At 50.8% G+C, this 11726-nt stretch carries 10 protein-coding genes and 2 pseudogenes; 10 read left to right on the plus strand and 2 right to left on the minus strand.

The window, feature by feature from the left end; translation table 11 throughout:
* The coding region (locus J4G02_16060; protein ID MCE2396078.1) for an NAD(P)-dependent oxidoreductase at positions 1–573 on the plus strand (573 nt) is incomplete at its 5' end.
* Between the two features lie 68 nt (positions 574–641).
* Positions 642–1358, plus strand: a complete 717-nt coding sequence (locus J4G02_16065) for an NAD(P)-dependent oxidoreductase (protein ID MCE2396079.1) — start codon at positions 642–644, stop codon at positions 1356–1358.
* Between the two features lie 13 nt (positions 1359–1371).
* On the opposite strand, the gene J4G02_16070 is transcribed toward J4G02_16065, so the two are convergent.
* Both J4G02_16070 and J4G02_16075 read right to left on the minus strand, forming a co-directional pair.
* Positions 1372–1902, minus strand: a complete 531-nt coding sequence (locus tag J4G02_16070; GenBank protein ID MCE2396080.1) for a dihydrofolate reductase — start codon at positions 1900–1902, stop codon at positions 1372–1374.
* A gap of 31 nt (positions 1903–1933) precedes the next feature.
* Positions 1934–2665 carry a FadR family transcriptional regulator gene (locus J4G02_16075; GenBank protein ID MCE2396081.1) on the minus strand — a complete coding sequence of 244 codons (732 nt, stop codon included), beginning with the start codon at positions 2663–2665 and terminating at the stop codon, positions 1934–1936.
* 660 nt (positions 2666–3325) lie between these two features.
* On the opposite strand from J4G02_16075, the gene J4G02_16080 reads away from it, so the two are divergent.
* The 8 genes and pseudogenes from J4G02_16080 to J4G02_16115 form a co-directional block, all read left to right on the plus strand.
* Positions 3326–3961, plus strand: a complete 636-nt coding sequence (locus tag J4G02_16080; GenBank protein MCE2396082.1) for a hypothetical protein — start codon at positions 3326–3328, stop codon at positions 3959–3961.
* 9 nt (positions 3962–3970) lie between these two features.
* Positions 3971–4995: pseudogene (locus J4G02_16085) on the plus strand (MtaA/CmuA family methyltransferase).
* 128 nt (positions 4996–5123) lie between these two features.
* Positions 5124–5751, plus strand: a pseudogene (locus J4G02_16090) (corrinoid protein).
* 172 nt (positions 5752–5923) lie between these two features.
* Entirely contained in the window at positions 5924–7861 is a 1938-nt protein-coding gene (locus J4G02_16095; GenBank protein ID MCE2396083.1) for a DUF4445 domain-containing protein, read from the plus strand.
* A gap of 161 nt (positions 7862–8022) precedes the next feature.
* The gene (locus J4G02_16100) at positions 8023–8643 is read left to right on the plus strand and encodes a hypothetical protein (protein MCE2396084.1); all 621 of its coding nucleotides are present in this window, start codon (positions 8023–8025) and stop codon (positions 8641–8643) included.
* Between the two features lie 17 nt (positions 8644–8660).
* Positions 8661–9458: a phytanoyl-CoA dioxygenase family protein gene (locus J4G02_16105; GenBank protein ID MCE2396085.1), complete on the plus strand. Its 798-nt coding sequence runs from the start codon at positions 8661–8663 to the stop codon at positions 9456–9458.
* Between the two features lie 111 nt (positions 9459–9569).
* Positions 9570–11180 (plus strand): methylenetetrahydrofolate reductase C-terminal domain-containing protein, encoded by a 1611-nt coding sequence (locus tag J4G02_16110; GenBank protein ID MCE2396086.1) that lies wholly within the window; start codon positions 9570–9572, stop codon positions 11178–11180.
* Positions 11181–11251: 71 nt separating this feature from the next.
* Positions 11252–11726 (plus strand): dihydropteroate synthase (locus tag J4G02_16115; GenBank protein ID MCE2396087.1); only part of this gene is annotated, 475 nt, incomplete at its 3' end.

An 11726-nucleotide genomic window follows, 5' to 3' on the forward strand; every position in this document is an offset into this window, starting at 1 on the left:
ATTCATACCGGCGAACCACCGACCGACCTGCCATCGGACGAGTTAAAGCGTGAACAGATGCTGCTCGACTTGGCGACGCGAGGCACACATGTCCTCTTCAGCGCAGGAGTCGAAGCGGGCATAAAGAAATTTATCTGTGCGAGCACCCTATCTATTTTCAACAACTACCCCGACGATGTGTATATCACCGAACTCTGGAAGCCCCTCCCGTCGCCGGAAATTGTGGAGATGACAAAGTATCTGGGCGAGTTGACCGCTCGCGAGTTTGCGCGGGAGCATTTAGTTACGGTCACAGGGCTGCGGCTAGGAGAGTTGGTGCTTGAGGAAGCGGTTCAAGGGGAAACGCCAAATCTTGCGTGGCTCGATATCCGCGATGCCGCTGGTGCATTCCGTTGTGTCTTGAATCGTGACAGTAGCAACAGCGCATGGTGGGCGCAACGGTGGGCGGTGTATCATATCTGTGCGGATATTCCCAATCCTAAATTTCTAATTGATCAGGCACGGGGGACTGGGTATCAACCCGCTCACGATTTTCAAAGCCTCTACCTGAAGCCTTCCGATTCATCTGGATAGAACGAATGAAGACGCTCATCTACGCAATCATATTACATCTTACGGTTCACGCATAGGAGAATTCAGCCATGAAAAAAGTGCTCGTGCTGGGCGCATCTGGCAATATTGCACCTTACGTCACGCCAGACTTGGAAAAGGACTACGATTTGTATCTCTCGGATATTGTGCCGCATCCAGATGGAAAACCGATTATCAACGTTGATATAACTTCATATCCAGATGTATTGGACGTATGCCGTGGGATGGACGCCATCATGAACTTCGCTGTCCTCCGCGATGATCCGGTGGTCAGTTTTGAGGTAAGTACAAAGGGGGCATATCACGTGATGAAAGCCGCCGCCGAACTTGAGATTAAGAAGGTGGTTCACACCGGTCCCCAATCGATCCGCCACGCATACGATCACGAATTTGACCTTGACGATGTGCCACGGGCACCGGGCGTCGGCTATTACGGGATTACCAAGTACCTCAGCATGGAGATATGCGAGATTTTCTCGCGGACATACGACATCCAAACCGTCTGTTTCCTCTTTAACGGTCTCGGCGCGAAGCCAACGGAACATGTCACTCAAGGCGATTTTCCGCCCTTCACAGTGGTGTGGGAAGACCTGCAACACGCCTGTCGCTTGGCGTTAGAGATTGAATCTGTTCCCGGCAACTTCCAGTCCTTCAATCTACTGAGCTATTTCGCACAGGGGAAATACCAAGTCGAGAAGGCAAAACGGATACTCGGATTCACGCCGATGGGTGGGCTTGAGGATTACTTTCGACGGACGACGGATTGAAAACCTAACGTGTTTACGGCTGATTGGCATTGTTCACGGCGTACACCAACCAGACGATCCCGGTCTTCTTATACACCGTGTGTTCCTTCAACGTCAGTGCGATTTGCGCGGTCGGTTCGGCAATGAGTGGAATACCTCCGCCGAGCACGATTGGGATGATAGCGACCTCCACCGTGTCGACGAACCCCTCTTCGGCTAGGCTGCGAAATAGGGCCCCGCCACCGAACAGCCAGATGTCCTTTCCCTCCTCCTCACGGAGCGACTGCACCACCTGTCTCCAGTTCTCGCCGACGATCGTGACATCGTCGTAGTCGCTCTGCCGTAACGTTCGCGAGAATACGAACGTTCGTCCGCCGGATATCGCTGTCTGCCCGTGACCGCGTGTAACTTCGAATGTCTGCCGGCCAAGCAGATAAGTGTCGAACTGCTCGGATATCCCAGCGAAGTCGATATCGGGGTCCATGATGATCCAGTCAAACTCCCCGCTGGGTCCAGCGATGTAGCCGTCCAAGCTTATGGCGACACTATAACGAATTCGTCTCATATCTCAACCCCTATCAAAGATAATCTCCTGATCATCTCTGAAGGTCAACGCTGCTGGAGAGAATGTGTTCCGTCATTGCTTGCTGTGCCTGATTTGCTTCTCCCTTTCGGAGGGCATCAAGAATCTTCTGATGTTCCAGTAGGGATAATTCCGCCCGCGTCTCCGTTTGAGTCGTTGACGGCTCAACGAGACTTCCTTTAATCCACTCTTGTAAATAACCCCGTATCATGCTTAGAAGACTATAGAGTATCGAATTTTGCGTTGCGCGTGCAATGGTTAGGTGAAACTGTAAATCAAATTCCAAGTATTTCTCAGGCTGCCCGATCGACGCCTCCATCCCCCGCAAGGTCTCCTCGATTGCCTCAATATTCTCCGCTGTGACTCGCTGCGCAGCCAGAAACACTGTTTGGGATTCTAGCATGAGCCGGGTTTCGATAAGGTCTTGAACCCTTTTACGGTCAAGCAGCAACCCCCACTGTAGCGTTTTCTCCAGATATCGCTTGTTACTGTTAGAAACAAAGGTGCCATCTCCAACCCGTCCATCTATAATCCCCATGACGGCGAGCGAACGCAACGCCTCTCTCAAGGAACTCCGCCCCACCCCCAACCGCTTACACAGCTCTCTCTCAGAAGGCAACCGGTCTCCGGGTTTTAGCACGTCCCGGGAAATAAGGTCAACCATCTGCTCTACAATCCCATCACTCACGGAGGTGCGAGTGTCGTGCTTCATCTCTTTCATCGCCAATTTTTCTTGTTCTTGCATTTTCATAACATACGACAATAAAAATTTTTGCTTTACAATTTCTCAATTTTGGGTTAAACTTATGCCGTAAAGGTCAGACCATTATTATTATGCGAATAAATTTCTCCGTTGTCAAGCAAAATTAAGAGCTAAAAGCTAAGGTGCAAAGCGCGTGAAATGTGAAAACAATTACAGGACTTACACATTTCAGAGTTTTGACCTGCCAAATCCCTAACATTTGGCGAGGTTATGGTGCCGTTTCAGTGAAAAACGGTTCATAAACAGTGCGTATTTGGCAGGTCAAAAAGCCGTATAGACGCACCTTCTGTTGCGTGGTAAAAAGCTACAAACGCCCTGAAGCTGGGCCCCATCGAGGCTCAGAGAGACATCCGCCAATGATGCACCCCCGATATGAGGTTGAATTTTTTTTTACACCTGCTAGTGCCCTGCCAAATCGCCGAATCGTGTCGGTAGGACATTTTGCGACTTTGCGTCTTTGCGTTTATTTAACATAACCTAAGTTGCTAGTTATTAAAAATCCATTAGAACCTGTAGGTCGAGATTCACATCTCGACACAAAACCGTCGATTATTCGTACGGGGATTAGGGGCTGTTGGTTTGAATATGCCGACAACTAGCAACTTGCGTTAACATAACCAAAATGATAACGAGGAGACAATCATGGGTCAAATAGTCGATATTGGAAAACGCATTGAATTGGTCCCGATGGACCCTCATTTCCACGATGTAACAATCGCCCTATACCAACAGGGACAGGATGAGAGCCCCCTGTTTTTAGTGCATACCTACAGCCAGATGGAAGGAGTTCAGGGGCGTATTCAGTTTGCGATCGAGACGATGACGCACTTAGGAAACTTGGTTGAGGATACCAACAGGCTGCTCCGATTTCCCTGTGAGGCAGCACACCAACTGGCTTGCAGGCGAACTTTTCTGGAGTCGTGCAAGCTCTCCCCGAACGATTCGGCGGAACCACGTCCTTTGCAGATTCTCGACAAAAAATCGGGGCTAACCATCACGGTCGATAGTCTTGGACAAGGGATTTACCAAGTGCAGGCTGATGGCGAGGGCAAACGCGCCGACAGACGCATCTCCGCGATTGCTGGCGGTTTAATGAAATTGGGAGAGATGGAAGAGGTGGATGGAACGCTCGATAAGGTCGCGTTTCCGTGTGGCCATTCCCACGACGCGCTGCTCGGTTTGCTGCTGGTTCGCGCCCCGAATGTCCGCGCCATCGTACGGGAGCAAGAGATGGCAGCCTCACGCGGTGTCCTCGCAGCACCTAGCCAACAGAATTAGGAGGAAAATATGGGAACCCAAAAACAAACAGTTGGACCAATGAGCGGTAAAGAACGGGTTTTGGCAGCGTTGAATAGAGAACCTGTGGATCGAACCCCAATCTGTAATCCAACGTCTGTCGCCACAGTAGAACTTATGGACTTGGTGGACGCACCTTTCCCGGAAGCGAACCGGCAGCCTGAATTGATGGCACGTTTAGCCGCTACCGGGTATACCGAGCTAGGTTTCGATACGATTATGCCGGTCTTCACGATTATCCAAGAATCCTCTGCGCTTGGGTGCAAGATTCAGTGGGAGCAGAAGGATAATTGGCCCACGGTTAGAATGCGCGAACCGATCTGGGAGGATGTCGATGAAATCAAGATCCCGTCAGATTATCTAACCCATCAGGATACCAAGTGCGTACTCGATGCAATTAAGATCCTCAAGAAGGAATACGGCGATGATGTCGCTGTTATTGGAAAGACGATGGGACCTTGGTCTCTCGGCTATCACTGTTTCGGCGTGGAGCCGTTCTTGCTGCTATCTCTAGACGATCCAGGCAAAACAAAGCTCGCTCTGGACAGGATGAAGCAAGCCACGATAGAGTTTGGAGTTGCACAGATTGAAGCGGGAGCAGATGCACTGACCCTACCCGACCACGCAACAGGAGATCTGGTCAGCGGTGAATACTATGAGCGTTACCTCCGCGACCTGCACACTGAGTTTGTCGATCAGATTCCCATACCGCTGATTCTCCATATTTGTGGGCGGACAGTGGACAGAATGGACTATATCGCCCAGACAGGAATGGCAGCTTTCCACTACGATTCGAAGTCGTTAAGGAGCGCATCTCTCTGGTGGGAAACATTAATAACCCGGAGACGCTCTTCTCAAAGGGTCCAGAGGAGGTTCGAGGGGAAGTCTACAAGAATCTGGAATCCGGCGTGCAACTTGTCGGTCCAGAGTGTGCGATTCCGTTACAGACCGCTATTGAAAATCTCAAAGAAATTCCCAAAGCGGTGCAGGATTGGCACAAGGAACATGTGAATTAGTGGAGAAAACTATGGCAGAAATTACTGACATTCAGAATGAAATTATCGTAGACGAGATTGAGGAGTTTATTGAGCGCCCCGATGAGCGGGAGCGCACTATTAACACATTTGCCCAAACAACCCCTGAGATGCAGGACATCGCCGCAGCGCTCATCGACGGAGACAACGATGGTGTGGATGAGATGACCAAAGCCGCTCTGGAGGCAGGCACTGAAGCACTGGAAATCATGGATGACGGACTGATCGCAGGGATGGGGATTGTCGGGATAAAGTTTCGAGAGAACTTTATCTTCACGGGCAATGAAAGCGGGGATGGCGTATATTGAACCCATTCTATCCGCTTCGGGCATCGACCCCGTCGGGACAGTGATTATGGGGACGGTGAAAGGCGATCTTCACGACATCGGCAAGAACCTTTGCATCATGATGTTGCGGGGCGCAGGATTTGTTGTGCATGACTTGGGCGTGGACACTTCGGACGAAGAGTTCATTGAAGCAGTTGAGGAGCATGAGGCACCGGTGCTCGGAATGTCGGCGTTGCTGACCACAACGATGCCGAACATGGGCAAGACAATCGAAGCCTTTATTGATGAAGACCTCCGGGAAGAGGTTAAGATTATGGTGGGCGGTGCCCCCGTGACCCAAGAGTTCGCCGATGATATGGGAGCGGACGGGTACGGCAAGGACGCCCTTGAATGTGTAGCACTGGCAAAGAAATTTCTTGAAGAAGAGGACGAGGATTGGGACGAGGAGTAGGATTCATCGGTTCATTGTCATATTGATGAACCAATGAACTATAGTGAATTCTAAAAATAAATAGACACTTTCGCCCCTCGGTGTCGATCCCGATTTATCGGGGCCGGTAGGTGCGGTTGAAAACCGCACCGGTTTGGAGTGCCTTAATTCTAAGATCTACTATAATAAACCAATGAGCAAAGAAGAATATCAGAAGCGCTTAGACAAAATAACAGAACTGTTCTCAAGCATGGTGAACCATGCCGACGTGCAATCTATGCATCGATGCCCGTACAAAAACCGCTTCGATCAGTGTACCGCTAAATTTGGGTGTCGAAACCAGCGGAAACCGTCTAGCGAGGGTTTGGTTGGTAAGCAGGGTAACGTCCGCGGCACTCCAAAAGAGGAGTTGCTCTTGTGTGGTGGGGACGATAAAATTGACTATCGGACTGCTTGGGAAACCGAAGCTGCCGAAGGGGCTTTCCTCGACAGCGAAATAAGCTACGGGGTAGGAACAGTAACGCATGGCGGCAAAAAGCATCCGCTCGCAGCCGGAAAGACTATTTTTGATTACGCCGATGAACTCGCAGTTCAGGTGCCGACCTCCTGCTTCCGCACCGGACAGTGTCATGAATGTATTGTAGAGATTAAAGAGGGGATGGGAGCGTTGCGTCCACGGAACGAAGCCGAGTCATTTTTGCGGGAAAATTATCGGCTCGCCTGCCAAGCGGTGGTTAAGGATGCCGATGTCGATATCGAGTTCCTGCCGGTACGGCGTACCCCCAAGATCCTTACCCGCACCCACGAAAAACCCCTTCAAATTGACCCACTAGTGACGCGCCGCGAAGATGTTGTTTACTATAATGATGAGGCTGTTGACAAATATCGCGGTCACATCTACGGCTTGGCGATTGACCTCGGCACCACAACAGTGGTCATCGATCTGGTCGATCTGGAAACCGGTGAGAGCGTCCACGTCAGTTCCTTTGAGAACCCACAACGGTTCGGCGGCAGCGACATAATGCACCGCATCTCGTATGATGGCGAGTTTAGCGGGGAGTTACGCTGGGCGGCCATCAACGCGCTCAACCACGAAATTCAGGAGATGGCGAAACAACTAGGATTCGTCCGCCAAGAAATCTACGAAATTGTCGTGGTGGGTAACTCAACGATGCGGGACATCTTCTTTAAGTTAGATGTACAGAGTATCGGCCAAAAACCTTACCAGTCGATAATCGAACATCAATATCACGCCGGTGAGCGCGAAACCACGTCGCTCATTGAGAAGACGCGGCGGCTCGGAATCCGAGCCAACCCTAAGGCACAGGTGTATGGACTGCCATTGATCGGCAGCCATGTTGGTGCCGATGTCGCTGCGGATCTGGTCGCACTCGACATGGCATCCCAAAAAGAGGTGGTCATGCTAGTGGATGTCGGCACAAACACCGAAGTGGTGGTCGGACACCCAGAGCGGCTGATTGCAGCATCCTGTCCAGCAGGTCCCGCTTTTGAGGGCGGCGGCATTAAGTACGGGATGCCGGGCTATGACGAAGCGATCGAGTCAGTCCGTTGGATAGATGGTCAGGTCGAATATAGCACGATCGGCGGCGTTGAACCGCAAGGGATTTGCGGCTCCGGTCTAATCGATCTACTGGCGGAACTCCGTCGCCATGACCAGATGACCGAAATGGGAGTATTTGGAAATAGAAAAACACGCGAGATACCGATTATCCCGGAACACGGCATCACCTTCTCCCGTGAGGACGCTAGCAATCTGGCTCAGGCGAAGGCTGCCAACTACTGCGGTCAGTTCATCGTTATGAGAAAGTTCGGGATCAATCCGGCGGACGTGAGTCGCCTGTATCTGGCGGGTGGTTTCGCCAATTATGTAGATGTTCGCAATGCGATTGAGATCGGCTTTTTGGCACCGGTGGACGAAGATCGCATCGTCAAGATCGGTAACGCTGCGGTACAAGGAGCGAAGGAGGTCCTCCTCTCGCGCAAGAAACGTGAGGCTATCGAGCGTCTGGTCAAAGGGATTGAGCATGTCGAATTGGAGACAACCTCTGACTTCTTTGAGGTATTTGTCGAAGGGTGTCAGTTTAAGCCGATGCCGACGGAGTTTGTGTGATGAATGGACAGATGTGGGATTCGCACGATTATGGTGAATTCTAAAAACAGATAGACACTTTCGCCCCCCGGTAGGTGCGGTTTCCCACCGCACCGGTTTGGAGTGTCTCATTAATTCTAAGATCCACTATAAAAGCGACAGTCAGAACGCAGGATATTCAGATGGCACACAGCGATTTCAAAAGTGTAGAGCAGGTTATTCAAACATATCCCCTACAAATTCGTTCAGAACGATTTATACCTGATCTGCAGCTTGAACCTCCTAGCTGGTTCATTGAGAATCTAGATTTCTTGTTGGACAGACAGGCGATTCAAGAGAGCGAGACATTTTTAAGGGAAAGTTTCATTTTTCCTTTTTTGCAGCAGGCGTGGAAACGCCATGGAACCCTGAAATTATGGTCGCAGCGTGCTTTGAATGTCGACAACGAGTTGTATGGGGAACCGGATTACTTTGTGTCAGCGTGGGTTGATGGCGTGACTGATAAGCTAGTGGATCGTCCACTTCTGGCAGTGGTAGAAGCAAAAAAGCAGGATTTTGAAGGAGGTTGGACGCAATGCTTGGCGGAACTGATAGCGTGCCAAAAGCTGAATCAGGATGAACAGGTTACTGTGTATGGAATTGTGTCAACAGGAATCATCTGGGAGTTTGGTAAGTTAGAAACAAATATTTTCGCGAAGCATCCACTTGCATACTCAATAACCGATCCTGCCAAAGTATTCGGAATCCTCGACTTTATTTTTACGGCATGTGAAAAGCAGCTCAACGGCAGCCATAACTCTTAATCGGAAAAGAGGTAAACATGCTAACGATTCAGCAGAAACAGCATTTTGAGACGTTTGGATTCCTTGTCCTGCGACAGCTATTTGCACTACAGGAGATTGACGTTATCCGTCGTGAGTCTGACGCAGTTTTGCGAGAAAACCGTCAAGGCAAGCCGTTCCCCGGAGAAAAGCGTCAAGCCATGATCCCGTTCTTCGAGTTGAATCCCCGACTCCAATGGCTCATTGAGGACGACCGCATCTACGCGCTAGGCGAAGACCTCCTCGGACCTGACTTCATCTTGAACGCTACCGAGGGCAACCTCCATGTCGGCAACACACAGTGGCACGGTGGGGGACTTGATCCAGAACCGGTGCCTCACATCAAGATAGCGTTCTACCTTGAGCCAAATACCAAAGACACAGGGGCGCTGCGTTTCATTCCGGGAACTCACAAATTAGAATTTAGGAAACGGATACAGCCGTTGACTGCCCAGCAGGATGATCCGACCGCGATGCCGTTTGGGGTTGCAGGCGTGGATGTGCCCAGCGTTGTCATCAAATCGCAGCCGGGCGATGTCATAATTTTTCCAGAAACATTATGGCATGGGGCGTTCGGCGGTCCACCGGGACGCTCCCAGCACGCCATCAGTTTCATGGCAAATCCCGTGACAGACGAACAGGTCGCCTACATAAAGGAACTATACGAAGGCTGGAACTATTCACTACATCCACCAGAGGAACTGGTCAACAGCAACCGTCCCCGACTCCGACGAATGGTCTCAAGGTTGGTCGAACTCGGTTTCGGTCCTCCGAAGCCGACACCACTGTTTATGTAAGGGTGTGGCGGTATCCACATCTCACGCTAAAATAAACCGCGACCTGCAAAGTGTCAACGATTTTAACCAAAGATTTTCTAAACCCGCGCATAGTCAAGCGAGCCCACAGCCATGAACACAACTCCCACCGAAACGACCCATAACTCTGACATTTCGCAGCAGCCTTCATTCCGCCATCTGCTGCAAGAGACAGATACATTTCTCACCTGTGTGGAGGTGGTAACCTCGCGCGGAACTATCACCGATCCTGATGGGGAACGGGTATTGGAACTAGCGCAAAAGCTGGCAGCTAATTCGCGCATACACGGTCTGAGTATTACCGACAATCCCGGCGGCAACGCCATGATTGGGCCCGACACCTTGGGGAGAGATCTCCTCTCTCGCGATCAGGAAGTGATTATCCACCTCTCCTGCAAAGACTGGAACCGCAACGCGCTTCAGAGCCGGGCGTGGCAGCTCGCCAGCGAAGGGTTTCACAATATCCTAGCGTTATCGGGTGATTACCCGATCGATGGGTATCGCGGTCAAGCGAGTCCCGTCTTTGATACCGATTCAGTGGGATTGTTGAAGATGTTCGCCGACATGAACGCCGGTATGACGGTAGGGGCAGGGAGAAGATCACAGGTGTTGGAACGCACCAATTTCTTTTTGGGCGCGGTGGTCAACAACCACAAACGTTACGAACGCGAGGTCATGCCGCAGTATTTCAAGCTAAAAAAGAAGATTGAGAACGGCGCTGCGTTCATCATCAACCAGATCGGATACGATTCACGCAAACAGGATGAATTGTTGAAATATATGGCAACTCACAATTTGGATGTCCCGGTGATTGGCAACGTCTACGTTCTCAGTCGACCCGCCGCCCGTTTTTTCAATAAGGGGAACATCCCCGGCGTGACCGTAACCGACCAGTTGCTTGATCTAGTCGAAAGAGAAGGAAAATCAAAGGACAAAGGCAAAGCCTTTCTCTTGGAGTTCGCCGCCAAACAGTGTGCCATCGCCAAAGGATTAGGCTATCGCGGGGTATACCTAGGCGGTCATCTACGCTATGCAGATTATGAGAAAATTCTGAAGATAGTAGACCGCTTTGGCGAGGGCGATTGGAAGGATTTTGCCAAGGAAATTAGCTTCCACTATCCCGACGAATTTTACTTCTTTGAACCGGAAACGGATACCGGACTCAGTTCAACCGAGATTAATCGCGAGTACCTCTTTTCAAAACGGACGGAAGGCTTGAAAGCTGCCAAAGGGGAAATTCCTTTGGGCTATAAGATCAACCGCACGGTGCACGACCAGATCTTTGAAAAGGGAAGCTGGGGATTCAATGTCGGTAAGCGGATCTCTCAGGCGATCGACGGGGCAAGCGAGGGTATAAAGAAAGCCATGCACGGTTTGGAACAAGCGGTTAAGGTCACTGCCTTTGACTGTCGCGACTGCGGAGACTGCTCACTGCCCGATATTGCGTATCTATGTCCCGAATCCCAGTGTGTGAAAAACCAGCGTAACGGACCGTGCGGCGGGACCCGTCAGGGCAAATGCGAAATTGGAGAGAAGGACTGTATTTGGGCAAGAGCTTATGACCGTCTCAAAGCCTATGGTGAAGAAGAAACGATGTTAGACGGTCCAGCGATTTTCAAGGACGGTGACCTCAACGGCACAAGTGCTTGGGGCAACACTTTTCTGCAGCGAGACCATCACGGCCAGAAAAAATCTGATAGCTAATGACGCGGCTGAATGCGGATTTCAATCGATGAAACCGGTGCCAACCGTGTGCAGCACCATGAGGAGCAAAAATGCAAATAAACGGTCAGGATTTTATCATTATCGGTGAGAACGTCCATACCACGCGGGTGGTACGCCGAAACGGAAAGCTAGTTACGAACAATCCAGATGGAATCGAATCCGTCCGGTATTTGGACACAAACAAAAAACGCCGCTACCTTGTCATCCCCGAATCTATCAAGAAATCTCAAGAGTATGAGGAAGGGCGTGTCAAACATGTTATCATCGCGGTTCAGGCAGCGATGTCAGGTGAAGAACCCCACGCCAGTGAAGGTGTGGAGTACATACGCAAAATCGTCCAACGGCAGGTCGATACCGGCACCGACTTCCTCGATGTCAACGTGGATGAGATTTCGTGGCGACTTGAAGAGCAGAAGGAAGCCATCCGCTGGTTGGTGCAAGCACTCCAGCAGATGTCTGACACACCCTTGTCGATTGATTCCTCCAACAGCGAAATTATCGCAGCAGGACTTGAAGTATACGATA

Source organism: Candidatus Poribacteria bacterium (assembly GCA_021295755.1).
Taxonomy (GTDB): Bacteria; Poribacteria; WGA-4E; order WGA-4E; family PCPOR2b; genus PCPOR2b.

Excerpts from the sequence above, each read along its gene's own strand:
- J4G02_16065 (MCE2396079.1), top strand. The coding sequence starts at position 642 with ATGAAAAAAGTGCTCGTGCTGGGCGCATCTGGCAATATTGCACCTTAC.
- J4G02_16070 (MCE2396080.1), bottom strand. The coding sequence starts at position 1,902 with ATGAGACGAATTCGTTATAGTGTCGCCATAAGCTTGGACGGCTACATC.
- J4G02_16075 (MCE2396081.1), bottom strand. The coding sequence starts at position 2,665 with ATGCAAGAACAAGAAAAATTGGCGATGAAAGAGATGAAGCACGACACT.
- J4G02_16080 (MCE2396082.1), top strand. The coding sequence starts at position 3,326 with ATGGGTCAAATAGTCGATATTGGAAAACGCATTGAATTGGTCCCGATG.
- J4G02_16095 (MCE2396083.1), top strand. The coding sequence starts at position 5,924 with ATGAGCAAAGAAGAATATCAGAAGCGCTTAGACAAAATAACAGAACTG.
- J4G02_16100 (MCE2396084.1), top strand. The coding sequence starts at position 8,023 with ATGGCACACAGCGATTTCAAAAGTGTAGAGCAGGTTATTCAAACATAT.
- J4G02_16105 (MCE2396085.1), top strand. The coding sequence starts at position 8,661 with ATGCTAACGATTCAGCAGAAACAGCATTTTGAGACGTTTGGATTCCTT.
- J4G02_16110 (MCE2396086.1), top strand. The coding sequence starts at position 9,570 with ATGAACACAACTCCCACCGAAACGACCCATAACTCTGACATTTCGCAG.